The sequence below is a fragment of the Alishewanella tabrizica genome (assembly GCF_014652375.1).
Lineage (GTDB): Bacteria > Pseudomonadota > Gammaproteobacteria > Enterobacterales > Alteromonadaceae > Alishewanella > Alishewanella tabrizica.
Genome location: NZ_BMYR01000008.1, coordinates 36,014 through 62,165, shown reverse-complemented (window position 1 = coordinate 62,165; position 26,152 = coordinate 36,014). Strand labels below are relative to the sequence as shown.

At 44.4% G+C, this 26,152-nt stretch carries 19 protein-coding genes; 6 read left to right on the top strand and 13 right to left on the bottom strand.

All coding sequences use genetic code 11. The annotated features are described in order from the left end of the window. Positions 1-2: 2 nt before the first annotated feature. The 4 genes from yajC to IE070_RS10310 form a co-directional block, all read right to left on the bottom strand. Positions 3-338 carry a preprotein translocase subunit YajC gene (gene yajC, locus IE070_RS10325; protein WP_189483114.1) on the bottom strand — a complete coding sequence of 112 codons (336 nt, stop codon included), beginning with the start codon at positions 336-338 and terminating at the stop codon, positions 3-5. Between the two features lie 27 nt (positions 339-365). Continuing rightward, entirely contained in the window at positions 366-1,499 is a 1,134-nt protein-coding gene (gene tgt / locus IE070_RS10320) for a tRNA guanosine(34) transglycosylase Tgt (RefSeq protein WP_189483113.1), read from the bottom strand. Positions 1,500-1,625: 126 nt separating this feature from the next. Next, positions 1,626-2,651 (bottom strand): tRNA preQ1(34) S-adenosylmethionine ribosyltransferase-isomerase QueA, encoded by a 1,026-nt coding sequence (gene queA / locus IE070_RS10315; protein WP_189483112.1) that lies wholly within the window; start codon positions 2,649-2,651, stop codon positions 1,626-1,628. 61 nt (positions 2,652-2,712) lie between these two features. Then, positions 2,713-3,630 carry a hydrogen peroxide-inducible genes activator gene (locus tag IE070_RS10310; protein WP_189483111.1) on the bottom strand — a complete coding sequence of 306 codons (918 nt, stop codon included), beginning with the start codon at positions 3,628-3,630 and terminating at the stop codon, positions 2,713-2,715. Between the two features lie 429 nt (positions 3,631-4,059). Between IE070_RS10310 and IE070_RS10305 the strand changes: the two genes are divergently transcribed. Beyond that, on the top strand, positions 4,060-5,544 hold the full coding sequence (locus tag IE070_RS10305; RefSeq protein ID WP_189483110.1) for a SulP family inorganic anion transporter: 1,485 nt from the start codon (positions 4,060-4,062) through the stop codon (positions 5,542-5,544). A 139-nt stretch (positions 5,545-5,683) separates the two neighbouring features. Here IE070_RS10305 and IE070_RS10300 read toward each other — a convergent pair whose 3' ends face one another. The 7 genes from IE070_RS10300 to IE070_RS10270 all read right to left on the bottom strand — a co-directional run bounded on the left by IE070_RS10300 (position 5,684) and on the right by IE070_RS10270 (position 13,656). Next, positions 5,684-6,949 (bottom strand): inorganic phosphate transporter, encoded by a 1,266-nt coding sequence (locus IE070_RS10300; RefSeq protein ID WP_189483109.1) that lies wholly within the window; start codon positions 6,947-6,949, stop codon positions 5,684-5,686. A gap of 17 nt (positions 6,950-6,966) precedes the next feature. Continuing rightward, a complete protein-coding gene (locus tag IE070_RS10295) occupies positions 6,967-7,644 on the bottom strand; it encodes a TIGR00153 family protein (RefSeq protein ID WP_189483108.1) in 678 nt (225 codons plus the stop codon). A 149-nt stretch (positions 7,645-7,793) separates the two neighbouring features. Beyond that, positions 7,794-8,504 carry a phosphate signaling complex protein PhoU gene (gene phoU / locus IE070_RS10290; protein WP_189483107.1) on the bottom strand — a complete coding sequence of 237 codons (711 nt, stop codon included), beginning with the start codon at positions 8,502-8,504 and terminating at the stop codon, positions 7,794-7,796. 47 nt (positions 8,505-8,551) lie between these two features. Further along, positions 8,552-9,325 carry a phosphate ABC transporter ATP-binding protein PstB gene (pstB, locus tag IE070_RS10285; RefSeq protein ID WP_189483106.1) on the bottom strand — a complete coding sequence of 258 codons (774 nt, stop codon included), beginning with the start codon at positions 9,323-9,325 and terminating at the stop codon, positions 8,552-8,554. 31 nt (positions 9,326-9,356) lie between these two features. Beyond that, complete coding sequence (pstA, locus tag IE070_RS10280; RefSeq protein WP_189483105.1) at positions 9,357-10,712, bottom strand: phosphate ABC transporter permease PstA; 1,356 nt, start codon at positions 10,710-10,712, stop codon at positions 9,357-9,359. Continuing rightward, positions 10,709-12,610, bottom strand: coding sequence for an ABC transporter permease subunit (locus tag IE070_RS10275; protein WP_189483104.1), 1,902 nt, complete (start codon positions 12,608-12,610; stop codon positions 10,709-10,711). The genes pstA and IE070_RS10275 overlap by 4 nt, the downstream gene beginning before the upstream one ends. Further along, positions 12,607-13,656, bottom strand: coding sequence for a PstS family phosphate ABC transporter substrate-binding protein (locus tag IE070_RS10270; protein ID WP_229797028.1), 1,050 nt, complete (start codon positions 13,654-13,656; stop codon positions 12,607-12,609). The genes IE070_RS10275 and IE070_RS10270 overlap by 4 nt, the downstream gene beginning before the upstream one ends. A 208-nt stretch (positions 13,657-13,864) precedes the next feature. On the opposite strand from IE070_RS10270, the gene IE070_RS10265 reads away from it, so the two are divergent. The 3 genes from IE070_RS10265 to IE070_RS10255 all read left to right on the top strand — a co-directional run bounded on the left by IE070_RS10265 (position 13,865) and on the right by IE070_RS10255 (position 18,140). Then, the gene (locus IE070_RS10265) at positions 13,865-14,362 is read left to right on the top strand and encodes a glycine cleavage system transcriptional repressor (RefSeq protein ID WP_189483103.1); all 498 of its coding nucleotides are present in this window, start codon (positions 13,865-13,867) and stop codon (positions 14,360-14,362) included. A gap of 89 nt (positions 14,363-14,451) precedes the next feature. After that, on the top strand, positions 14,452-16,584 hold the full coding sequence (gene ppk1 / locus IE070_RS10260) for a polyphosphate kinase 1 (protein WP_189483102.1): 2,133 nt from the start codon (positions 14,452-14,454) through the stop codon (positions 16,582-16,584). Next, positions 16,581-18,140, top strand: a complete 1,560-nt coding sequence (locus tag IE070_RS10255; protein WP_229797027.1) for a Ppx/GppA phosphatase family protein — start codon at positions 16,581-16,583, stop codon at positions 18,138-18,140. Before ppk1 ends, IE070_RS10255 begins: the two co-directional genes overlap by 4 nt. Positions 18,141-18,228: 88 nt before the next feature. Here IE070_RS10255 and phoR read toward each other — a convergent pair whose 3' ends face one another. After that, a complete protein-coding gene (gene phoR / locus IE070_RS10250) occupies positions 18,229-19,566 on the bottom strand; it encodes a phosphate regulon sensor histidine kinase PhoR (RefSeq protein ID WP_189483101.1) in 1,338 nt (445 codons plus the stop codon). Between the two features lie 6 nt (positions 19,567-19,572). Continuing rightward, positions 19,573-20,262, bottom strand: coding sequence for a phosphate regulon transcriptional regulator PhoB (gene phoB, locus IE070_RS10245; protein ID WP_189483100.1), 690 nt, complete (start codon positions 20,260-20,262; stop codon positions 19,573-19,575). Positions 20,263-20,648: 386 nt separating this feature from the next. On the opposite strand from phoB, the gene IE070_RS10240 reads away from it, so the two are divergent. Beyond that, the gene (locus IE070_RS10240; RefSeq protein ID WP_189483099.1) at positions 20,649-23,342 is read left to right on the top strand and encodes a beta-helix domain-containing protein; all 2,694 of its coding nucleotides are present in this window, start codon (positions 20,649-20,651) and stop codon (positions 23,340-23,342) included. Positions 23,343-23,450: 108 nt separating this feature from the next. Then, positions 23,451-26,102, top strand: a complete 2,652-nt coding sequence (locus tag IE070_RS10235; RefSeq protein ID WP_229797026.1) for a TonB-dependent receptor domain-containing protein — start codon at positions 23,451-23,453, stop codon at positions 26,100-26,102. The last annotated feature ends 50 nt before the right edge of the window (positions 26,103-26,152 follow it).

The window sequence follows — 26,152 nt, the reverse complement described above, 5'->3', positions numbered from 1 at the left end:
GCTTATAACGACTTTAAGGTACCTTTTGGCAACACAGCACTGACAGCAGACTTCTGCACAGTCACTTCTGTAGTGTCGTTTAACGCAACAACGATAAAGTCTTTGTCTTCAGCAATTTTGCTGATGCGTCCAACAATCCCGCCTTGTGTTAATACTTCGTCGCCTTTGCCTAAAGCACTCATCAAATTACGGTGTTCTTTTACGCGTTTTGCTTGCGGACGGTAAATTAAAAAATAAAAAATTAAACCAAACGCCAGCAACATGATAATTAAATCCCAACCGCCACCTTGTGGTGCAGCGGCAGTGTCAGCGTAAGCTTGGCTAATAAATAAACTCATAAAAATCCCCTCAATTGTTTTAAAAAGTTATTCTGTTGTTATTGGTGCATCCAATGCAGGCACTGGCATACCCCGTTTTGCATAAAAGGTGGCAACAAAGTCGTCCAAGTTACCAGCGGCGATGGCTGCACGCAATCCCTGCATCAATTTCTGATAATGATGCAGATTATGAATGGTATTCAACCTTGCGCCAAGAATTTCATTACAGCGGTCTAAATGGTGTAAATACGCTCTGGAATAATTTTTACACGTATAGCAATCACACTCGCTGTCTAGCGCCGACGTATCGTCTTTATGCTTAGCATTGCGGATTTTAATCACGCCATCAGACACAAATAAGTGACCATTACGGGCATTGCGGGTTGGCATCACACAATCGAACATATCTACGCCACGACGCACCGCCTCGACTAAATCTTCTGGCTTACCCACCCCCATTAAATAACGTGGTTTATGTGCCGGCATTTTATCGGTAGTATGGTTTAAGATATTGATCATATCTGCTTTAGGTTCGCCTACTGACAGACCACCAATGGCATAACCATCAAAACCTATGTCCTCTAATCCTTGCAATGAAATATCACGCAAATGCGGATACATTCCGCCTTGGATGATCCCAAATAAGGCCGAAGGATTGTCACCATGCGCATCTTTAGAGCGCTTGGCCCAACGCAAGGATAATTCCATCGATTTTCGGGCTTGCGGTTCAGTAGCGGGGTATGGAGTACACTCGTCGAAAATCATCACAATATCAGAACCCAGATCGCGTTGAACTTCCATCGAGCGCTCGGGCGTGAGCATTATTTTTTCGCCATTAAGTGGCGAACGAAACTTTACGCCTTCTTCAGTGATCTTGCGCAATTCACCTAAACTAAATACCTGAAAGCCCCCCGAATCCGTTAAGATGGGTTTGTGCCAGTGCATAAAGTCGTGCAAATCGCCATGCTTACGGATGATCTCCGTACCGGGGCGTAACATTAAATGAAAGGTGTTACCCAAACAAATTTGCGCCCCAGTGGCCGCCAACTCTTCAGGCGTCATGCCTTTTACCGTGCCGTAAGTCCCTACCGGCATAAACGCTGGCGTATCAACCACGCCACGTTCAAATACTAAGCGGCCACGACGGGCTTTGCCGTCAGTAGCAAGTAATTCAAATTTCACAATCTACCTCTTTTGGCCAGAAAAACAGTCTGGCCATTCATTTTTAACGCGGTTAACCCTTTACTGTGGTCAACCTGCAGGGTGCTATTATATCAGTAATCGCGCTTAGGCTTAACTATTCATCCATTAGCGAATAAACATGGCATCACCATAAGAGTAAAACCGATACTGCTCGGCAATGGCTGTTTCATAAGCCTGCATCACATAGTCGCGACAACTAAACGCCGATACCAGCATAATTAACGTCGATTCGGGTAAGTGAAAGTTAGTGATTAAACTGTCAATGACCTTAAATGTGTAACCGGGATAAATAAAGATTTGCGTATCACCCTGATAAGGTTTTAATTCCCCACCATGTTGCTGTGCCGCCGACTCTAACGAGCGCACTGATGTGGTGCCTACGGCTATCACTTTGTTACCACGGGCTTTACAGGCTGCCACGGCGTCCACTACGGTTTTATCAACCTCGATATATTCTGCATGCATTTTATGCTCTAACACCGAATCCACGCGAACCGGCTGAAAGGTCCCAGCGCCCACATGCAAGGTGACAAAAGCAAATTCCACCCCTTTTGCACGTAGCTGATCAAGCAAGGGTTGATCAAAGTGCAGCCCAGCGGTCGGTGCGGCAACAGCACCAGGTTTAGCATTATAAACGGTTTGATAACGGGCTTTATCTTCTTCGGTATCGGGGCGTGCAATGTAGGGCGGTAATGGCATATGCCCTAAGCGTTCTAACATCGCCAACACCGGCTCGTCGCCTAATAACTCCAACTCAAACAGCGTATCATGCCGCTGTTGCATAACCACTCGGGCAGAATTCTCTAACAGCAATTCCGTTCCCGGTTTTGGTGCTTTACTGGCGCGAATATGTGCCAAAAAACGTTGCCCGTGCAACAAGCGCTCAACGAGCACTTCGACTTTGCCACCGGAGCTTTTTTCCCCAAATAAACGCGCTGGAATCACCCGGGTATTATTAAAAATCAATAAATCACCGGGATTAATTAACTGCAGAATGTCTTTAAAAATGTGGTGTTGTAAAGCGCCACTCTGGCGGTCCATCACTAACAAACGACTGGCAGAGCGTTCTGCCTGCGGTTGGCTGGCAATGAGCTGCTCAGGCAGCTCAAAACTAAACTCTTTGACTAACATAGTAGGGTCTCACTTTTCTCTGGCTTTACCGGCCAAATCCGGCGGCGCTATAGTAGCAAAGTCACTCGGTATTGCGGCACTTTTTTGCGAGCACTTCTTTAATTAATGCGGCCATTAGCTGGTAGCTACGCGCTTTGCTCGACGTAGGCCGCCATACTACACCAATATCACGATAGGCATTGCCGGCAACGGCAGGTTGGCTAATCAATTCTGTGCCCTCTAACACGCCGCTATTAATGGCCATTTGCGGCATAAAGGTTACCCCCAGTTTGTTATTCACCATTTGCGTTAAGGTATGCAAACTGGTCGCAAAAAACGGGTTCACTTTACGACTATCTTCCAATTCACAGGCTTTTACAGCATGTCCAGTTAAACAGTGTTCACGCTCTAGCAAAAAGATGCTTTCATCCGGCCACTGATTAATATCTTTGTTAAAACCGCGATCTTGCCAATCTTTGTGTAGCACCAGATTAAACATATCTTGGCCTAAAATTTCGGTATGCATCGCGCCTGTTTCATACGGTAAAGCCAATAACACCATATCTAAGCGGCCTTCACTTAACGCATGTAAGGAGTTTTCAGACGTGTCTTCGCGGAGCAATAATTGTAAATCGGGATAACGCTCACGACACAGGGTCATCACTTCGCCAAGTACAAAAGGCGCAATCGTCGGAATACAACCTAATCTAAAGGGCCCGGTCATTGGCTTACCTTGCGATTTTGCGTAATCACTCAGCTCTTCGCATTGCTCAATGATTTGCCGAGATAAGCGCACCACATCTTCACCTAAGGGCGTAAAAATAAAGGTTTTGTGATCACGCTCTAATAACTGGGTTTCCATGGTTTCTTCTAAATTAGCTATCGCGGCACTTAAGGTTGACTGCCCAACATAACAAGCGTCTGCGGCACGACCAAAATGTTGATGCTCATGTAATGCCATTAAATACTGTAACTGCTTAATACTCGGTAACCTTTTCATGCTTTATTCCGATTAAAGTTAACTCGTTTAGATGTAAATTATGATTAAGTTACGCCTTCAATGTCCGAGAATCAAGCTTATTCATCGCAACATTGCGGTTATGCTGCGCTATTGTAGGTAACGATGAATACGCGAGCAAAAAATCACCAAAAAACGATACCAAATATGCACAAACGAAGCCTTCGCATAACATTTCATTCGAAGTGCAATTTTTAGTTCGATTTCTAGTCAAAAATTACGCTATAATGCCTTTTTAATTTTAGCATTGAGTGATTTTCAATCAGTGAGGATAGGCCGGTGTAATTAACAATACAGAATACTATATTGCAAAAAAAGTTGTGAAAATGGGTACTCAGGGCAACTTTACTGCAATGCCTGTTAATCTGCGTTCCGGCTTACTATCGGTAAGTTTTTTTGATTGGAAATGTTATGTTGAAATCTATCCAGCAGCACTGGTTCTCTAACACCAAAGCTGATCTGTTATCTGCCCTTGTGGTCGCCTTGGCCCTGATCCCTGAAGCCATTGCCTTTTCTATTATCGCTGGCGTTGATCCCAAAGTCGGTTTATACGCGTCCTTTGCTATCTGTGTCATTATTGCTTTTACCGGTGCCCGCCCAGCAATGATCTCGGCAGCGACCGGCGCGATGGCACTGCTTATGATTACGCTGGTAAAAGAACATGGCTTGGAATATTTATTGGCCGCTACCCTGCTAACGGGTGTTATTCAAATAATTTTTGGGTTTTTAAAACTCGGTGATTTAATGCGCTTTGTCTCGCGCTCGGTAGTCACCGGCTTTGTTAATGCCCTAGCCATATTGATTTTTATGGCACAGTTACCTGAATTAAGCGGCACCTACGGCAGCACTACGGTCTATGGCATGACAGCACTTGGCCTGGCCATTATTTATCTGTTTCCGTATGTTACCAAGGCCATTCCTTCGCCGCTGGTGTGTATTGTGGTATTAACAGCATTAGCGCTGTACTTTGATTTGGATATTCGTACCGTGGCCGATATGGGCGAGTTACCTGATAGCTTGCCTATTTTTCTCTGGCCAGACGTCCCACTGAATTTTACAACCTTACAAATTATCTTTCCCTATGCGTTAGCACTGGCGATTGTGGGTATTTTAGAATCCTTAATGACCGCCACTATTGTTGATGATCTTACTGATACTAGCAGTGATAAAAACCGCGAATGTGTCGGTCAGGGTGTGGCTAATATTGGCTCAGGTTTAATCGGCGGTATGGCCGGTTGCGCCATGATTGGGCAGTCGATCATTAATGTGAAATCAGGTGGTCGAACCCGCTTATCGACCCTAGTTGCAGGAATATTGCTACTCATTTTTGTGGTCTTTTTGGATAAATGGGTTGGCATGATCCCTATGGCGGCATTGGTTGCCGTAATGATTATGGTGTCTGTCGGTACCTTTAGTTGGCAATCGGTGCGTGATTTAACCACCCATCCTATAAGCTCAAGTATAGTGATGCTTGCGACTGTTGCCGTCGTTGTGGTCACTCACAATCTTGCCTATGGGGTATTAGTAGGCGTACTACTCAGTGCGCTGTTTTTTGCGAACAAAATTAGCCAAATCCTTTATATCCATTCAACGCTTACCGATATAAAGCGCCAGCGGAACTATTATGTTATTGGCCAAGTCTTTTTTAGCTCAGCAGAGCAATTTAGCAAAGCGTTTGACAGTAATGAAGCGTTGGATAATGTGACTATTGATCTCAGTAAAGCCCATTTTTGGGATATCACAGCCATCAGTTCATTAGATAATGTCCTCTTAAAATTTCGTCGTAAGGGCATTATGGTAGAACTGATTGGGCTTAATGAAGCGAGTGCCACACTGGTAGACAAATTTGGGACCCAGCATCACCCAGAAGCGATTGATAAGATGTTTGGACATTAATCACACACTGTATTTGGGCTTTAAGTGAGAGCTTCACGTGCTTAATACTACCGAGTATCTAGCGTCGTTTATGCTCTGCAGAAAGACATAAGGCTGACAGATGTCAGCCTTATGTTTAGGTCACCTAGCGTATGCTGCTTTAGCTAAAAATGACTTTAAGAATATAAAAGAACACGATAGCTAATCCAGCACCTACAGGTAAGGTAATCACCCACGAAATAAAGATATTACGTACTACCCCTAAGTTAAGCGCAGCGATTCCACGGGCTAATCCCACGCCCAACACGGCGCCTACTAAAGTTTGTGTAGTAGAGATAGGTAACCCCGCGCCAGAGGCAATAACTACTGTTGACGCAGCAGATAATTCAGCGGCAAAACCACGACTCGGCGTTAAATGAGTAATCGCAGTTCCCACGGTTTTAATGACACGCGCGCCTAACGTCGCTAAACCAATCACAATACCAATAGCGCCCAACGGTAAAATCCACGGAGCTAAAGTCGCGCGAGAAGTAATTTCACCACCTGATGTGACAACGCTCACAACCGCCGCCACCGGACCAATCGCATTCGCAACATCATTAGAACCATGCGCAAACGCCATACAACATGCGGTGGTGATCATCAAAATACCAAAAATACGCTCTACATTATTAAAATGCATTTCTTTATCGGCTTCTGGATCAATCTTTAAGCGTGAGATAGCAATTTTACCAATTATGCCGACAATACCACCAATTAATAACGCCAAGTAAATCCCATTCGCAGTGGAGATATTTAACCCCACATGGGTTAAGCCTTTTTGAATGGTTACCAATGACATAATAAAGCCAGCGAACACCATGTAAAAAGGCACATATTTTTTGGCATTGGCTAACGGATTATCGGTATCAAATATCAGACGCTGTGCACTCATAAAAATAAGATAAGCCAAAATACCAGCAAGAAATGGTGTTACCACCCAACTGCCAACGATACCCGTCACTTTATCCCATTGAACCGCTTCAGAGCCCACCGCCACTAACGCAAAACCGATAATAGCCCCTACGATAGAATGCGTTGTTGATACTGGCCACCCAAAGTAAGAGGCCACTAGCAACCACGTACCTGCGGCCAAGAGCGCGCCAATCATACCAAAAACCATTAATTCCGGTACATCGGTAAAATAACCCGCATCAATAATGCCAGAGCGTATAGTCGACGTTACCGAACCACCCGCTAAATAGGCGCCAGCAAACTCAAATATTGCAGCAATAATAATAGCTTGTTTTATGGTGAGCGCTTTGGAACCTACCGAGGTACCCATGGCGTTAGCAACATCATTTGCGCCCACTCCGTACGCCATAAAAAAACCAAAAACGGCGGCCAAAATAATCAAAATAAGGCCGTAAGATTCTAAAATTCCCATAACAAATACCTGTAAGGTTAGCGGGCGAGCATAATTTCAAGACGAGAACCAACACGAAGTGCGACATCTGCTAAGTCGCCCAACCATTCCAATGTGCGATATAAAAACATCACATCTACCGGATTAAGATCCTTCTCGGCCAACCGCAATGCCTTGCGTAGCTTGATTTGCATTTCATCGGTATCATGTTCAATGGCATCTAGTTGCTCGACCATTTTGATGACCAAATTCACTTCACGCCCTCGGAAACCGGTCTCAAGTAACTCATCTAATTCGTTGATAACTTGCGACGCCATTTCAGTAGCATCAACACAACGCTGAACGTATAACGTAAACTCAGTTTGAATACTTGGCGGAATTTCTAACTCTCGTCCTAATACCCTTCCTGAAATATCTTTGGCTTTATTAGCGATTTTATCTTGTTGAGCGACTAGCTCTAAAATATCGGTTCGATCTACGGGTAGAAATAAGCCACGCGGTAAGTTAATCCGAATTTCGCGTTTTAACTTATCTGCGTCTTTTTCAAACGCCACAATATTTTTGCGAATATCAGCAGCTAGTACCCAATCTTTTTCATACACCGCCGCAAAGAAAGGCAGCAGCTGCTCACTTGCTTGGTGTACCTTACGGATATGCTCTTCGATGGGTTTTATCGGCGATTTAGCAAACACAGATAAAAAAGTATTAGCGGGCATAAAAGGCCTCATGATGTTGAATGACTTTAGTCGGCGCGCATTGTAACCGTAATCAAACTGCAATAAAAATGAAATATACAGAAATACCATGCTCCTCAGCCAGAAGTGTGGCTAAGGAGTCATGGAAAAGCGAGGAGATAGTGAAAAGATTAACTACGTACTTCTTGCTCTAATTTTTCTTCGCTGCTGTGGCGTACTACTTTGCCTTTTACAAAGAAAATAATGTATTCAGATAAGTTTTTACAACGATCACCAATTCGCTCTAGAGAACGCGCAGACCAAAGCACATTCATAATTTTTGGAATTGAACGTGGATCTTCAATCATATAAGTCATCAATTGACGGGTAATGGCTTCATATTCCCGATCCACTTTTTTATCTTCTTTGTGTACGGTTAATGCCGCTTCCACATCCATCCGGGCAAAAGCGTCTAATACATCATGCAGCATCTGCGCAACATGGCGACCTAAATTATCTAAATTAACCAATAAATCTTGTTGATCACTATTAAACGATTCCAACGCTACCTTGGCAATACGCCGTGTTTCATCACCAATGCGTTCTAAGTCCGCAATACTTTTCAAAATGGCCATAATAAGGCGAAGATCGCTGGCTGCTGGTTGCCGTTTGGCAATAACTCGGGTACATTCTTTATCGATTTGCAGTTCCCAATCATTAACTTTTAAATCATTTTCAATGACTTGCTGAGCCAACTCACTGTCATTATTGGCAATAGCCGTAAGTGCATCATAGAGCTGCCGTTCAATTAAGCCACCCATTGACATCACATGATTTCTAATTTGTTCCAGCTCTTCATTAAACTGGCTGGAAATATGCTTTGATAAATTCAGTTTATCCATGGTGTAACTCCCCGCGCTCTCTAAGTGGCATCGCAAAGGCTGAACATCTAGCCAAAGCGTCCGGTAATATAATCTTCTGTTTGCGACTCATTTGGATCGGTAAAAATTTTATTAGTTGCATTAAATTCAACTAATTGGCCTAAATTCATAAATGCAGTGAAATCAGACACACGTGCCGCTTGTTGCATATTATGCGTAACAATAACAATGGTGTACTCTTGCTTTAACGCGTAAATAAGCTCTTCAATCTTCAGTGTGGAAATAGGATCAAGCGCTGATGCTGGTTCATCTAATAATAGCACTTCTGGCTCAATTGCAATGGCCCTAGCAATCACGAGGCGTTGCTGCTGTCCACCCGACAAGGTTAACGCATTTTCGTACAAACGATGTTTAACCTCTTGCCATAGCGCCGCTTTTTCTAACGCATCACAGACTAAAACATCCAACTCCCGTGCGCTATTCACACCTTGCAATCTTAGCCCAAAGGCCACATTTTCATAAATAGACAAAGGAAAAGGATTAGGCTTTTGAAACACTATCCCGACCCGGCGTCGTAATTCAGCTAAATCCCAACCTGCACGATAAATATTGGAGCCGTCCAATAATACTTCTCCTTCGGTTTGGGTATCCTCTAACAGCTCGTTCATACGATTAAAGCTACGCAGCAAGCTGGATTTACCGCAACCAGAAGGTCCAATAAGGGCCGTGACTTTGTTGGCTGGAATGTCTAAACTGATGTTATCTAGCACTTTTTTGCCAGCAAAATTAACTGACAAATTATGAGCAGACATCTTTATTTTTACATCGATATCCAAAGACATCTTAACTCCCAATTATGACACTTTTATGAAACTACAACTGAACATCACGCAACTGTGACCGATAACGCTGCCGTAAGCGCATTGCGATCACATTTAAACTGCCAATAATAAACAACAGCACCAAAGCAATAGCATACACTCTAGGCTCCGCGGCATCCGCATTTGAGCTTTGTAAGCCAACATCATAAATTTGAAAGCCTAAGCTCATAATTTGTTGATTTGTATGTATAAAAGGCCACTCTGAACTGATTGGCAAACTGGGGGCATATTTTACTACACCAACAAAAATTAACGGGGCGACTTCCCCCGCAGCTCTTGAAATAGCTAATACTACGCCAGTGAGCATCGCGGGTTTGGCAAGTGGCAAGATTAATTTCCGTAATACCTCAGCTTTGGTAGCACCTACAGCATAACCGCCTAAACGCAAGCTCATTGGCACCCGAGCCAATCCCTCCTCAGTAGCCACAATCACGATCGGCAATGTCAACAATGCCAAGGTTAACGAAACCCAAATTAATCCTGGGGTTCCAAACGTTGGCTGTGGCAAACGTTCAGCATAAAAGAGCTGATCAATACTGCCACCCAGCACATACACAAAAAAACCTAAACCAAATACACCAAAGACCACCGACGGGACACCGGCTAAATTGTGTACGCTGATTCTAACTAATCGCACAAACCGCCCATCTTTGGCATACTCGTGTAAATAAATCCCTGCCATTACGCCAATCGGCGCCACTAATAGCGCCATCAACATCACCGATACCAAGGTGCCCACAATGGCGGGTCCAATACCACCGGCACTGTTAGCCGATCGTGGTTCACGACTTAAGAATTGCCACCATTCTGTGGCAAATACCTTCAGCTTATCCAGCCACGTAAGCTGATTTGGTTGAAGATGTAGTTCAATATCTTCTGTCGCCAGTGTCACAGTGTTACCTGATAGCCACTGGAAGGTATGGTACCCCGCATCACTTTGCTGCATGTACCCATAAAGCTCCCCCAAACTTGGCACGCGCACTACACTGAGCTCAGCAGGATAGTGCAATTCACTGATATGCGTCTGCCAATACCAACGAAAACTGGGTTGCCCCGGTGCGGTATATCCTTGTTTCACTAAAATACGCTCACCGTCACCCACGTCGGTATAGCCCGCATCGGCTTGCTGCTGCAGGCTCAGTCGCTGCTTACTAATCACCTCTCCTGCCACTAGAAAGGTATTAGCCCCCTCTTGATAGCGGAATTGTACTAGCTCAGCAGGCCAAAAAAGGCTTAGGCCACGGCTTAACATCAATAAAGAAAGCAACAGTAACATTAACAAAATAAATGCCGTTGATAGTGCAGAAAAGCAATATAGCAAACGTCCCTGCAGCGCAGATTGATTCATGACTCCAACCTCTTAAGTTTTTGTCTTAAGCGCTGGCGAACCAAATCGGCTAGGGTGTTGCAGGTAAAGGTAAAAATAAACAATAAGATCGCTACCAAGAATAGCACGCGATAATGACTACTATTCACAGCCGCCTCAGGCAATTCAATGGCTAATGTCGCGGTAAGGCTGCGTAAGCCCTCAAATAAATTGAAATTAGTAATAGGATTATTGCCGGTCGCCATAAGAATGATCATGGTTTCGCCTATTGCTCTGGTTAAGCCTAACATGCACGCGGCAATAATTCCGGGCGCGGCCACAGGTAACATAATTCGCTGCACAACCTGCCATTGATTTGCGCCCAAAGCATAGGCACCCAGCGTTAATTGTCTGGGTATTTGTGCTAACGCATCGTAGCTTAGACTATACACGATAGGTAATGTCGCGAACCCCATGGCCACCCCCACCACTAGCGCATTACGCTGCTGATACGCCACCCCTTGTTGATTTAACCAAAAGTGAAATTGTTCACCTAATATTGCCTGTTCTATGCCGTTACTTAACGCTAAAGCAATACCAGCGCTGATCAGCAATACCAGCAGCATGATGCCAAGCGTATACAGGCTGCCTATCGGCTGCTGCAATCCTTTTGGTAACCAAGGCCAGCACTTGGCTAAACCAAATACGAGCAATGGCGTTAACAGAAAAAATACTAAAAAGGCCAACAAATGCCGCTCTAACGCGGGGGCTAACCAAATAGCCGCTAAAAAACCAATAATCACGGTGGGAAATAACGCAAGCAGTTCAATTAATTGGCTTAAGCGACTGCGCAATGGTTCGGCTAAAAAACACACACTGTAAATTGCAGCTAAGATCGCTAATGGCACTGCAAATAACATGGCATAAAAGGCGGCTTTTAAGGTGCCAAAAGTTAATGGAACCAGCGAATACTTTCCCTGATACAGCTCTGCCCCACTGCTACTTTGCCAAACATACTCAGGCTGTTGCCAACTTTCATACCAGACTTTTTGCCATAACGTACGCCAAGATATCTCTGGGTGTTTATTATTTATATCGAAGTACCCAACCGGTTGCTCGTGCGCATAAAGCCATAGCTGTGCATTATTTGCCGTAAATTGAAGTGTTGTTATAGTAGATAAAGGTGCCAGTAAGCTAGGTGCCTTACCTTGCCACAATGGACGGCTTAATGTACTGTAAAATACACTTAGCTCCCCGTTAGCATCCAATACAGCAAATCCACTACGCCCGTGTTCAGGACGAATACTCACAATCGCGGCCGCGCGAGTGGCAAAGGGCTTGATCCAACTTAATCTAACCTGCCCTTGTGCATCAGCCAATAAAAACCATTGTTTTAATTGGCCAGCGCTGTCTCCCGTTATCACACTCTGTTGCCCCGCAAGCCACACCATCGCGGTTAAGGTTACCGTTCGATCCGTTACCGATAAACGTTTCGAGCAGTTAGCCTGCGACGACTGTAATGACATTAAACAAACTTCACCATTTTCTTTCGCCAAAATGGCATAGCGTTGTGCTGCATCGATAAGCTGAAAGTCAGCCTGAAAACCAGGTTCTAGATGCGCACTATTGAGTAAGGCGTGTGGTTGATCTGGTGCGTGCAATGCGGCAGATTTGGGCGCAGGCGTATGTAACTTATCTTGCAATTGCGCGACAGGATCTAAGGGCCGAAACTCCGCTGAGACGGGTTTTAGTAAGGGCAGTACTTCAGAGAACAAATACAAAAAAATAGCTAATAAGGCGGCAATAACCGTGAAACCGGCTAAGCTAATTAAACCATACCATAAGATATCCCATGCGCGACGCCTCAAAGCATTTTTCCGCCGTTTGGCTTGCGCAGGTAAACCACTTACTCGAGGGGATGAATTCTCTCGCGGTATCATAAGCCCAACTCCTGTCGAATCTCAGCCGCGAGCGATAATGGTATGGGGACTAAACCATCATTACTGAGTAATTGCTGGCCTTCAGCAGACAAGATAAAACGAATAAATTCTCGCTCAGCACGTGGCAATGGTAACTCGGGAGATTTATTAACATAAATGTAAAGTAATCGAGCCAAAGGATAAGCACCCGATAACGCCTGTTCGGCTGAGGGTAATATGGCCGTAGCATCGGGAGTATGGCTAATTGCTAACATTTTTACACCCGCGATTTGCTGACCAAAACCAGAATACCCTAACCCATTGACGCTTAAACTCACAGCTCGTACCACCGCGGCGGCCCCTGGCAATTGCTGGACATCATGCTGAAAATCATCATTACACAACGCTTTTTGGCGGAAAAACGCATAGGTACCCGACGCGGGGTTACGGCCGTACACTGCAATAGGTCGGCTTTGCCAAACACCGGTTAATCCCAAATCGCCCCAATTACGCTTGCTTGGCAAATAACCGCAGCGCCGGTTTTGTGCATAAATAGCATCAAGCTCAGCCATACTAATGTGTTGTAACGGATTATCTTGGTGTACATAAATGGCTAACATATCTAATGCTACTGGAACGGCATAGGCCTCGTAGCCAAACTTATGCCGAAAGCGTTGCTGCTCACCACTTAGCATGGGGCGACTCATCGGGCCAAAACTGGCTGTGCCTTCTAATAACGCAACAGGTGCGGTGGCAGAGCCGCTACTTTGTATTTGCAAATTGACTTGGGGATGCATTTCAACAAAAGCTCTGCGCCAGAGCATCATCATATTATGCAAGGTGTCAGATCCCGTACTCGACAGGGTGCCCGCTAATTGAGGGACGTTAATCGCTTCAGCATTCACCGAGTTAGTGTTAATCGGCACCGCTTCAACAACAGATAGATTATTTTCGTCTATTTGCACTACAATCAGCGGTTCAGGCTGCATCGGGTTATCTGTTTGCTCGCCTAGCACCGGCATACCATTAAACAGAAACCCCAGTAATATAAACCAGCTAAGTCGCATTTATTACGCATCCAATAACATTAAACGGCGGAGAACCGCTTCCATACTAACGCAGCCATATGACAGCGACTAGCGCACATCACCTTTTCAAGATTATTTTTTGAAATAAAATGGCCGGAGGACTTTAAAAACATCTAGTTACAGCTACACTCTTAACACTTAATAGAAACAAACTGTTAGCGCCAAACTTAATGAGGAAGCACACAGAATGAAGCAGTTAGTACTTACCATTATAGGTAAAGATAAAGCCGGTTTGGTAAAACAATTAGCACAAGTGATTAATGCTCATCAAGGTAACTGGATGGCCAGCAATTTAAGTCACTTAGCAGGCTATTTCGCCGGTATTGTTCAAATTGAAGTGGCTGAAACCGATCTTGCCGCATTGACGGCGGCCTTGCAACAGATAACCGATTTAGACATAAAAGTGCAGCAAGGTGAAAACACCGAATTTAATTTAGATCAGCAATTGCGTTTTGTCGTCACCGGGAATGATCGTCCAGGTATTGTTGCTGAATTATCCAGCATCATTAGCCATAAAGGAGCGAATATTGTTGCCTTTGAAAGTAATAAACAAAGCGCACCTAATTGGGGAGTCCCTTTATTCCATGCTGAAGCGACCGTGCAATTACCGGCGGGTTTACATCGTGATGAAATTATCGCCGCACTTGAGGCCATCGCTACCGATATCGTAGTTGATTTAGAATAATATGTCATGAGCAATGCGCTGAAGCTGTCATTGCTCTGTCATAAAAATGAAATAGAGTGCTTTGCAGGCAGTTAGCAGGAGCAAAATCAATGGAACAGCAAAACACCCCCATCATCCAAGCAGAATACCCGTTATTTTCACGAGAACTCAGCTGGCTAGCCTTTAATGGCAGAGTGCTGCAAGAAGCCGCAGATACCCGTAACCCGCCTATTGAGCGTTTACGTTTTCTGGGGATTTACTCAAATAACCTCGACGAATTTTTCCGTGTGCGGGTGGCCGATGTAAAACGCCGTATCTTATTGAAAAAATATCAAACCTATGAACATGAAGATGCAGAACTGCTATTAATTGAAATTCAGAACCAAGTGCTGCAGCTGGGTAAACAGTTTAATAAGATCTACTTAGATATTCAGTTAGAGCTGCGTAAACACAACATCGAATTAATTGATGACAGTAAACTTACCGAGCTGCAATCAACCTGGGTAAGAAACTATTTTAACAATGAAGTTAAGAAACATATCTCGCCAATAATTTTGTCTAGCGCCGACGCGTCACTGGGCAAAATTCTAGAAGATAATACTACCTATCTTATGGTGGAGATGACCGGGCAAAACAAACCTGAATATGCCATTGTGCAGGTACCAACAACAGAATTATCGCGTTTTATCGAACTGCCGTTAAATTTAAATACGCGCAAAAAGAATGGGCATTATCGTCGGCAAATATTGTTATTAGACGACATTATTAACCATTGTATTGCCGATCTATTTCAGGGCTTTTTTGAGTTTGACAGCATTTGTGCCTTCTCATTAAAACTTACCCGCGACGCCGAATATAATATCAGTGATACGCTAGATCAGAGCTTGATCGATAAAATGTCTAAAGGCATTAGACAACGGCTAAAATCTGAGCCCACACGCTTAGTTTATGATGCCGCGATGCCAGAGCAAATGCTAAAAGTGCTAACAAAGCAATTAGGAACAAGCTCAGTAGATGCGCTAATTGCCGGCAGTCGTTATCGCAACTTTAAAGATTTTATTGGCTTTCCCAATTTAGGGCACCAGAGCATGGAGTTCCCGCCTCTGCCACCCTTGCCAAGCATTGATTTTGAACAGCATGCCACCACCTTTGACGCCATACGTAATAGCGATATTTTGCTGTATTACCCTTACCACAGCTTTGGTTATTTTACAGAATGGGTACGGCAAGCCTCTTTCGATCCTAAAGTGACCCACATCAAAATTACCATGTACCGGGTGGCAAAACATTCACGAGTGATTCACTCCTTACTGGATGCCGTACGTAATGGTAAAAAAGTCACTGTTGTGGTTGAGTTAAAAGCGCGTTTTGATGAAGAAAACAATATCAATTGGGCGCGACGCATGACCGATGCGGGTATAGAGGTGATTTTTGGCCAAACCACATTAAAGATCCACTCAAAAATTTGTGCCATAACGCGTTTAGAAAAAGGCAAGCCCGTAAAATATTGCCACATTGGTACTGGTAACTTTAATGAGAAAACAGCACGTATTTACACCGATATGAGCCTGTTTACCTGTCATCCAGAGATCACCGCAGAAGTGGAGCAAGTATTTGAGTTTATTCAGTACTCATACCGGCCATTTGTCTTTAACCATCTAATTGTTTCCCCTACATGGAGCCGCCCCAAGTTACAACAGTTGATTCAGCGTGAAATCGATTTCGCAGTAAGTGGCCGAAAATCAGAGATTTTCCTTAAAGTGAATAATTTGGTTGATGAAGAGATTGTGCAACTGCTCTACAAAGCCAGCCAAGCGGGAGTAAAAATCCGCATGATTATTCGCGGCATGTGTTCGTTAGTGCCCGGCATTGCCGGCATAAGCCAAAATATCAAAATTATCAGTATTTTAGATCGGTTCTTAGAGCACACGCGAGTTTATGTATTCCACAATGGCGGTGATACCGATGTGTATTTGTCTTCTGCCGATTGGATGACACGTAATATTGATCAACGCGTTGAAGTGGGTGTGCCGCTGTTTGATGCAAAAATTAAGCAAACCGTACTAAGCACCTTAGATATTCAGTGGCGGGATAACGTGAAAGCCCGTACTATTGACGCTAAGCAAACCAATGCCTATGTTAAACGTGGAAATAAACGTAATATTCGCTCCCAGCAGAGTATTTACGAGTTTTTCGCAGCACAGGCCCACTCTTTATTGCAACAGGCTGATCACGAGCTTTGACAACACAAACACTACCAGAACAAGGTGCGGCACCTTATATTGCCGCCGTAGACCTCGGCTCTAACAGCTTCCATATGGTTATTGCCCGAGTGGTAAAAGGCGATATTCAGTTATTGCACCGAGAAAAACAAAAGGTGCAATTGGCTGAAGGACTAAACGAAGAACTCGTTTTAAGCGAAGAAGCCATCGAGCGCGGGTTAAACGTTTTGCGCCAGTTTGCTGACACGCTACAGCCTTTTGCGCCGCAATCGGTGCGTGTTATTGCCACCTATACCTTACGCCGAGCAAAAAACTCGGCTACTTTTTTAAGGCGCGCTAAAACGCTGTTTCCATTTCCTATTGAAGTGATCTCAGGTCAAGAAGAAGCCCGTTTTATTTATCAAGGCGTCGCGCACTTTGAACACTTTAATGGCCGGCGTCTGGTTATCGATATCGGCGGTGGCAGTACCGAATTTGCCATTGGTGAAGCAGCTCAACCGCTGCGCTTAAGTAGCCGTAATATGGGATGTGTTAGCTACGGCAAAAGCCACTTTAGCCAAGGCAAAATTTCTGCCCGACGCTTTAACCGCGCGATTATTCAAGCTGAACAAGAACTAGAGCCTATCGTTAGTAGTTTTCGCGCTGCGGGTTGGCAGCAAGTTGTTGGTACCTCGGGTACCATTAAAACCATTCGCGATATTATTCAGGGATTTGGCTGGAGTAACGGCCCCGTTGACTTAACCCATTTACTGCGGTTACAAAGCTATCTGCTTAAGTTCGAACATTGCCAACAATTAGATTTACCGGGACTAACAGAAGATCGTAAATTATTACTCTGCTCAGGGTTAAGTATCTTAATTGCAGCCTTTCAAATGCTGCAAATTGAGCAATTAGTGTATATCGATGCTGCATTACGCGAAGGGGTGTTATACGAAATGAGTGATCGTATGCAGCATCTGGATATCCGTGAACAAACCATGCAAAGCCTAGTAACCCGCTATGATATTGATCAAGCTCAAGCAGGTCGGGTGCGGGCTACTGCGCTGGCATTATTTGAACACGTAAAAGACAGTTGGCATTTAGGCGAAGAAGAGGCCCTATTGTTAGGTTTTGCGGCAACCGTGTTTGAAATTGGTTTACATATCAACTCATCGGGTGTGCAAAAGCATTCTGCTTATATCTTACAAAATGCCAATTTACCCGGTTTTAACCAAGAGCAACAAAACTTACTGGCCTGTTTAGTTCGTTTTCATCGTCGTAAAATTCGCGCCGATGAGATCCCCTACTTTAGCTTGTATGATTTGCCTGTGGTCATTAATTTATTGGTCTTACTGCGCTTAGCTGTGTTGCTAAATCAAAAACGTCGCGATGATTTTTTACCCCTTTTTAGTGCTCAGGCAGCGGTTCAACAATTACAATTGCAACTGCCACCAAGCTGGTTACAGCAACAAAGCGTGTTAACGGCCGATTTAGTACAAGAACAAAAAACCTTAAAGAAAATTGCGTTTAAACTGGATATCCCGGCGTTGCAGGATTTGCTAAACCACGTTAACCCGCAATTAGAGACAGACGGCTAAGCACATATACTGTGCACTTAAAAGCAATCATCTAAAACAGGGTCTAAACGTAAGGGTGTGTAGCGAAAATCAACGATTAGTCGGTGCGCTACTTAACCTTAAATTTAGCGCGCTTTTTGGGCGTCTGTGCACTCAATACCAGCTCAGGCGGTATCGCAAACGAAAAGGTACTGCCATGCCCTGGCTCAGAGAAAATCATTAACTGGCTGTTATGCCGCGACAATACATGCTTTACAATGGCTAAACCCAAGCCAGTACCACCGGTATTTCTGGCGCGAGCTTGATCTACACGGTAGAAACGCTCAGTTAAGCGCTTAACGTGATGGGCGGCAATCCCCTCACCATTATCTTGCACGGTAAATACCGCTCGCTGATGCTCTCGCTGCCAACTCACCTTAATGCTGCCAGCGGCTGGCGTATACTTAATGGCGTTGGTAACTAAATTGGAGAAGGCACTGCGCAATTCATCTTGCGCCCCAGTTACTGTTAACGTCATATCGATGTCAAAGACTAGGGTGTGTTGCTTATCACGATTCAAGGTTTCCGCTTCTTGTTCAATTAATTTAAGCATCGCGGGCACATCCACTTCTTGCTCAAACTGTACGCGAGCCGCAGCTTCTATGCGCGACAAGGTCAATAATTGCTGGACCAACGCATCCATCCGGCGAGTTTGCTCTAACATGACCGGATGGGCTTTTTGCCATATGGCGTGAGCCGGTTGGCTATCAACGTCCATGACTTCTAAATACCCTTGCAACACCGTTAAGGGCGTACGCAATTCGTGCGACACATTCGCCACAAAATCTTTGCGTATTTGCTCAAGCTGTTTTAATTGGGTGATATCTCGCACAATTAATAAAAACTGTGCTTTACCATAAGGCATAATTTTACACTCCAACATTACGCTGGAGGAGGTAGGTGACATGACTTCTAACGGTTGTTGAAAGCTTTGTAGCTTGAGATATTGATGAAATTCAGGTGAGCGAATAAGATTATCGATACGCTGTCCTTCATCACTGGGCCAACGTAAACCAACTAGCAATTGCGCTAACTTGTTGCACCAAATAATACTCCAGTCTTCGCTAAGCACCACAACCGCTTCGGGGAGGGCTTCAGCACCATCACGAAAGCGCCTAACTAAGGTGCGTAATTCTTTACGTTTACGACGCTCACGGCGTTGTTGAAAATAAATACCATCAAATATTTGCTGCCAGCTCCCGTCACCAGCAGGAGGGGTTAGCTTACGATCGCGCCACAACCATTTATCGAGCAAAAAAATGTGCTTATATTGCCACCAAAGATGCCCAAAACTGAGCAAACACAAAAAAAGTAACGCCTGACCAAACATCCAGCCAATGATTGCTGCCAAACAATACAATGGCAGCACACGCAACAATAAATTTTTTTTAGAGAGCAATACGCGCATTAAACACTACTTAGCCGAAAAGCGGTAACCCGAACCGCGTACCGTTTGCACTAACCGATCGTGCCCCGCATGCGAAATGGCTTTTCGTAACCGTCGTATATGAACATCTACCGTACGATCTTCAACATAGACATTGGTTCCCCACACATGATCAAGCAGTTGTTCACGACTGTAAACCCGCTCCGGATGGGTCATAAAAAAGTGTAATAATCGAAATTCCGTTGGTCCCATATCTAAAGGATACTCTTCTGCCGTCACCCGATGTGATACAGGATCAAGCTTTAAACCATGCACTTCAATCACTTCATCTAAGCTAGTGGGTGCAACTCGGCGAATCACTGCTTTAATCCGCGCCATCAACTCCTTGGGTGAAAACGGCTTGGTCACGTAATCATCCGCGCCTACTTCTAGTCCACGGACCTTATCTTCTTCTTCACCGCGAGCAGTGATCATAATAATAGGGATATTGCGCGTTAACTCATGTTGCTTCATTTTTTTTGCAATTTGGATACCGCTGCCACCAGGTAACATCCAGTCTAGCAAGACCAAATCGGGGTAAGGCTCAACCAACATCTCTATAGCGTTATTATAATCGGCGGCTGTTGCCGCTTGATAGCCATTTTGCTCCAATACAAAACACAACATGTCACGAATGGGCGCTTCATCTTCAACGACTAAAATCTTCCGAGACGACATTTTTTCACCTGTGTTAATCATTTATCACCTGTATTGCAGTATCCATTTAAATTATGACACTTTTATGAAAAATAGCATCCTTTGTTACGCGGCTCTCCAACAAGATTGCCATGACAAGCAGATTGTCATAAAAAACAGATTGCCATAGAAAACAGTACAACTTGATAAGCTCCTTTCTACAGAGTAAAAGCACCAAGCTTTATGACAGTAAAATGAATTATTTGTGTCACGCTGCCCTGTAAGGCGCATAAATCCTCGTACCGTTAAACCTAATATTTCAACGCATCTTCTTGTAATAAAAGCGTCACAGCATTCAGCTAGCTTAGCGCTCATCTAAATCCCTTAGTTAATGTTCATTAAAACTTCATATTTACGGAGAGATGGTAATGGCTTTACGCAAAATGGTTAAATTAAGCGCGATAGCATCAGCCTTGATGTTAGCTGGCTGTGGCGGCGATTTAGTCGTTAACGCTGGTAGCAATAGCAACAATAATACTGGCGGTGGCACCGGCGGTGGTAGCACGCCACCACCTGTAGTAAGTGCTTGCCCAAGCTTTTCTACTCAAGGTACTAGTTTAGCTGGCGTTAACAAACCCGTGTGTGAGATTACTGGCACGATCACTAGCGATACACGTTTAACCGCCAATATCGCGTGGTCGTTAAGTGGTAAAGTTGCTGTAGGTAACGACAATGCCAACAGTGCCACCCTGACGATTGAACCTGGTACAACCCTTTTTGGGAAAAGCGGTGCAGACTTTTTAGTGGTTGCCCGAGGCTCTAAAATTCAAGCCGTCGGAACACGCACAGCCCCCATCATTATGACCTCTGTAAACGATATGTTAGGTTTATCAGACGAAGAATCCACCGCTGAATGGGGTGGTTTAGTTATTTTAGGTAATGCCCCCACCAACAAATGTGATCCAGCTAACTTAGCAAATTGCCGTGTAGAATCGGAAGGTGAAGCTGGGCCATACGGTGGCTCTAACCCTGAAGATGACAGTGGCGCATTAAAATATGTTCAAGTGCGTTATGCTGGCTTTGAAGTTATCCCCGATAATGAACTCAATGGCATAACCTTTGGTGGTGTAGGTAGCCGTACAGTAGTTGAATATATTCAAGTACATAATAACTTAGATGATGGTGTTGAATTTTTCGGTGGTACTGTTGATGCCAAATACGTGGTATTAACCGGTAACCGCGATGATTCTTTAGATTGGGCAGACGGCTGGACTGGTCGTATGCAACACGTGTTAGTACGCAAAGCGCAAAATGATACCAAAGCAAACCGCGGAATTGAAGCCGATAACCAATCAGGTAACTTTACCGCTACGCCTGTATCAAAACCACGCATTGCTAACATGACCATCATTGGTAACAACTTTGATGGCGAAGACGATTCTGAGGGCATTTTATTACGTGCTGGCACCGCAGGTGAATTATATAACATCATCGTTACTGGTCCATCAGGCATGGGTGAATGTTTCGAAATTAACTCTAACGAGTCTGTTGCTAATGCTGGCAATGGCCAAATTATCTTCCGTAATTCAATTATTGATTGTGCTGAGCCCTTCAGAAATTCTGTTGATGCGGCAGGTAACGTAACCTTGAACGCTGAAGCCTGGTTCCGCGCGCAACCGGGTAATATCGTGGGCGATGCCTTACTAGGGGGCTATATTCCTGCACCAAACTCTCCGGCTTTAGGCAATGGCTATAATGTTGCGAATAACGTTGATCCGTGGTTTGACAATGTCACTTATATCGGTGCTTTTGATGGTACCAATGACTGGACCGAAGGTTGGACCATTGGCCTGCACCCAGAAGATGATTTAGCCGCGTGTCCTGTTGGTACAACTCAAGTTAACAGCTTAACAGGACGTTTAAACTGTCAATTAAGTGGTGATATTACCACTAACGTTACTTTGGCAACAGGTGCCGACTATGTGTTAAGTGGCCGAGTGCGTATTGGTAATGACAACCGTAGTAATGCCACACTAACTATTCAACCAGGTGTTACCATTTTTGGTAAGTCCGGCGCGGATTTCCTAGTTATTACCCGCGGCTCTAAAATTGAAGCCAATGGTACAGCGGCAAATCCTATCGTTATGACCTCGGTTCAAGACGTAATTGGTTCACCCACCGCTGCCGGTCAGTGGGGTGGTTTAGTGTTATTAGGCAATGCACCGAGTAACAAATGTGACCAAGCTAACCTAGCCAGTTGTCAAATTGAAGCAGAAGGTGATGCAGGTCCATACGGTGGTGCTAACTGGGAGGATAACAGCGGCCGTTTAAATTATGTTGTGGTGAAACACGCAGGATTTGAAGTTATTCCAGATAACGAACTCAATGGCATCACCTTCTTTGGTGTGGGTTCACAGACACAGTGTTCTAATATCCAAGTACACCAAAACGTCGACGACGGTGTGGAGTTCTTTGGTGGTTCAGTGAGCTGTAAAAACGTGGTCTTAACGTCAAACGGTGATGATTCACTGGATTGGGCAGATGGCTGGCGCGGTAATATGCAATTCGTAATTGTGAAACATGATGCTGATGACGCCAAGGCTAACCGCGGAATCGAAGCCGATAACCAATCAGGTAATTTTACAGCACTACCGGTATCTAACCCGATTATTGCTAACATGACTATTATCGGTAATAACTTTGATGGCGATGACGATTCAGAGGGTGTATTACTGCGTGCAGGTACCAACGCGAAGTTACATAACTTTATCATCACAGGCCCAACTGGCATGGGTGAATGTTTAGAAATTGAATCAAACGAGTCACGCGCATTAGCTGCAAGCGGTGAACTACAAATGACCCACTCTGTTATTGCCTGTGCTGAGCCGTTCAGAGGTAATTTGGGTAACGGTACAACTGTTGAACAGTGGTTCCTTGCCCAAGAAGGCAATAGTGTAGCGCCTAACCAGGCTGCGGTATTAAAGGGTATTTATACCATTGATACAACTACACCAAAAGTGATGTCGACAGTTAACCCGTTCTTTGAAAACGTTGACTTTATCGGTGCCGTTAAAGAAGGCCGTGATTGGACTGCAGGCTGGACGGTTGGTTTACAAGACTAACCAGTAAAGCACTGCCGGGTGAATCCGGCAGTGCTTTTGTTATTTATATATCCTTCTTTTCTCGCAAGTACCTTTTAGAGCTGATAGGACGACTTTCAGATGAGCAGCATGCAAAAATTTAATATCAGTCGTGTTGGCCGCAGCGTGTTGCTGGCGCTAAGCGCGACCACCGCGATGATGTCATTAAACACCATCGCACAAGAAACAACCGCGCCAACACAAGCTGAACAAGAAGACGTAGAACGTATTTCAGTTTCAGGTCGTTTAATGAGTTCGGCCGCATCGGCTGCAGCTGAACGACGTGAGCAACCTTATGTTGCCGAGTTATTAGGGATGGAACAGATCTCTCGAGCGGGTGACAGCAATGCAGCAACTGCATTACGTCGGGTCACCGGCTTAACCTTAGTAAAAGACAAATTTATTTACGTTCGTGGCTTAGGTGAGCGCTACTCCAGCACGCTACTAAATGGCGCCATGGTGCCAAGCCCCGATCCAACACGCAATGTTATTCCGCTGGATATGTTTCCAGCCGGTATTATCGAAAGCTTGGTGGTACAAAAGGCCTACTCACCCGAATTACCCGCAGCCTTTGGTGGTGGTAATGTGAATATCCGGACAGCGGCTATCCCACTGCAAACCACGTTTAACGTGTCTGTGGGCACAGGGTACAACAGCCTGAACAGCGATGACGGTTTTGAATATGCTGGTGGCGGTGATGATTGGCGTGGTAAAGACGACGGGACGCGGGGCATTTCAGCTGAATTAGCTAACGCACAAGCGCTGTATGGTACCTTAACACCCATTAATATTGCTGAAGCGCTTGGCGGCATTAACGGTACTAACCTTGCTCAAGCTGAAACTATTGTGCGTGAATTAGGCACGGCATTCAATCGTGATTTAGATATCAGCCGTACCTCAGTAAAACCCGACTTTGATGGCAGCTTATCTTTTGGTACACGTTTTGATTTAGCAAAAAATGTTGTCTTTGGGGTGATGACGGGCATCAGTTACGATCGCTCAACTCAAAACATTGAAGAAAAAGAACGTTATTTTTCAGTTACTGGCCAATCACTTACACCGCTTAACTTATATGACGATATCAAAGGCACAGAGCATCAAGTTAAATTGTCGGGCATGCTTAACTTTGGTTTGGAATTGGGCGTAGATCACCGTATCGAAACATCAACGATTTATCTGCGTGATACGAAAGACGAAATAAAAATAAAAAATGGTGACAGCATTGAAACGATCAATGAACCGAATCGTTTTAATACCGACACCAGCATTTTATATGAAGAACGCACCATGTTGAGCAATCAGCTTCGTGGTCGTCACAATTTACCGTTCTTGATGGATTTGGCTATTGATTGGCAATATACCGATGCCAAAGCCCGTCGTTATGCACCAAGTGAAGTAGAATACCGTACATTAAATGAAACCAGAGAGGATGGCAGCGTATTTTCATTTGTACGCCGCAATCAAAACGCGGTGAACTACAGTTTCAGTGACATGAATGATGACACTGAGAACTTGAGCTGGAATGCAAAACTACCACTAACTTGGGGTAAAGCAGAGCTGGCATTAACGGGCGGTTATGCCTACTTTGAACGTAGCCGTGATGCACAAACGGATCGGTTTAACTTCGACACCGTCGGCTATACGCTACAACAACTTTCTGGCCGTTTCTCTGAGATTTTCTCGAATGACAATATTTTAGATGCTGGCAATCGTTTTAAAGTCTCAAACGTGACCACGCAAGCAGACGATTATTTAGCTGCACAAATGATCGACGCGGCGTATGGCGCAGTGGAACTCAATTATGATTATAAGTTCCGCATCAATATTGGTGTGCGCTACGAGGATTTTAAACAAATCTCCCTGCCACTTGGCGCGAATGGCGAAGTAAGTGGTAGCCTTACCGATTCAGTCTTATTAGAAGATGGCTTTTATCCCGCGGTCTCTTTTACGTGGTTTATAAACGACGATTTACAAGCACGCTTTGGTTATAGCCAAACTGTTGTTAGGCCTGACTTACGTGAAGTAACGCCTGTATTGTATGTTGATCCGTTAACCGACTTTAAAGTGACGGGCTTCGCAGGCCTTAAAAGCACTGATATCAACAGCGCCGATGTGCGTTTAGAATGGTACTACGATACTAGTAATTACAGTATTGGGGTCTTCTATAAAGACTTGGAAAATCCAATTGAAGCCATTGAACTTTCAGGCTCAGACGGTAACTTGTTGATGTCGTTCCGTAACGCAGAAAGCGGCAGTGTTTACGGGGTAGAAGCGGAATTTCTTAAACAGCTAGATATGTTTGGTGGTGATCTTGGTCGCCTCACTGATAACTTCTTCGTAGCAGGAAACCTGACATTAAGCGAATCAGAGATCAGTATTCAACGTTTCCCTGGAGCAAACTTAACAAATTTAGAACGGGGTTTAAGTGGTCACTCTAAATATGTGGCTAACTTACAATTAGGTTTTGACTCTGACGATGATAAACACAATGCTACGTTAACCTATAACGTCTTTGGTAAACGTATTGCTTTTGCCGGTGTAAATGAGAAAGATGATGCGTTTGAGCAGCCATTTAACTCACTTGATTTCACCTACAGCTATACGCCTGTTAATAATATGACTGTGAAATTAGGGCTTAAAAATCTTCTTGATCAAAATGTTGAGATCCTACAACAAGGGGAAATTTTACAGCAGCGTACAGAAGGCCAAAGCTATTCGTTAAGTTTCTCTTATAAATACTAATAACGTATGTCAATAAGAAACCATTAATACTTTACGTTATCAAACAAAAA

Excerpts from the sequence above, each read along its gene's own strand:
- pstA (WP_189483105.1), bottom strand. The coding sequence starts at position 10,712 with ATGAATCAATCTGCGCTGCAGGGACGTTTGCTATATTGCTTTTCTGCA.
- IE070_RS10240 (WP_189483099.1), top strand. The coding sequence starts at position 20,649 with ATGGCTTTACGCAAAATGGTTAAATTAAGCGCGATAGCATCAGCCTTG.
- phoU (WP_189483107.1), bottom strand. The coding sequence starts at position 8,504 with ATGGATAAACTGAATTTATCAAAGCATATTTCCAGCCAGTTTAATGAA.
- IE070_RS10300 (WP_189483109.1), bottom strand. The coding sequence starts at position 6,949 with ATGGGAATTTTAGAATCTTACGGCCTTATTTTGATTATTTTGGCCGCC.
- IE070_RS10265 (WP_189483103.1), top strand. The coding sequence starts at position 13,865 with ATGAAGCAGTTAGTACTTACCATTATAGGTAAAGATAAAGCCGGTTTG.
- ppk1 (WP_189483102.1), top strand. The coding sequence starts at position 14,452 with ATGGAACAGCAAAACACCCCCATCATCCAAGCAGAATACCCGTTATTT.
- IE070_RS10310 (WP_189483111.1), bottom strand. The coding sequence starts at position 3,630 with ATGAAAAGGTTACCGAGTATTAAGCAGTTACAGTATTTAATGGCATTA.
- pstB (WP_189483106.1), bottom strand. The coding sequence starts at position 9,325 with ATGTCTTTGGATATCGATGTAAAAATAAAGATGTCTGCTCATAATTTG.
- IE070_RS10305 (WP_189483110.1), top strand. The coding sequence starts at position 4,060 with ATGTTGAAATCTATCCAGCAGCACTGGTTCTCTAACACCAAAGCTGAT.
- IE070_RS10295 (WP_189483108.1), bottom strand. The coding sequence starts at position 7,644 with ATGCCCGCTAATACTTTTTTATCTGTGTTTGCTAAATCGCCGATAAAA.
- queA (WP_189483112.1), bottom strand. The coding sequence starts at position 2,651 with ATGTTAGTCAAAGAGTTTAGTTTTGAGCTGCCTGAGCAGCTCATTGCC.
- phoR (WP_189483101.1), bottom strand. The coding sequence starts at position 19,566 with ATGCGCGTATTGCTCTCTAAAAAAAATTTATTGTTGCGTGTGCTGCCA.
- IE070_RS10270 (WP_229797028.1), bottom strand. The coding sequence starts at position 13,656 with ATGCGACTTAGCTGGTTTATATTACTGGGGTTTCTGTTTAATGGTATG.
- IE070_RS10275 (WP_189483104.1), bottom strand. The coding sequence starts at position 12,610 with ATGATACCGCGAGAGAATTCATCCCCTCGAGTAAGTGGTTTACCTGCG.
- phoB (WP_189483100.1), bottom strand. The coding sequence starts at position 20,262 with ATGTCGTCTCGGAAGATTTTAGTCGTTGAAGATGAAGCGCCCATTCGT.
- IE070_RS10235 (WP_229797026.1), top strand. The coding sequence starts at position 23,451 with ATGCAAAAATTTAATATCAGTCGTGTTGGCCGCAGCGTGTTGCTGGCG.
- yajC (WP_189483114.1), bottom strand. The coding sequence starts at position 338 with ATGAGTTTATTTATTAGCCAAGCTTACGCTGACACTGCCGCTGCACCA.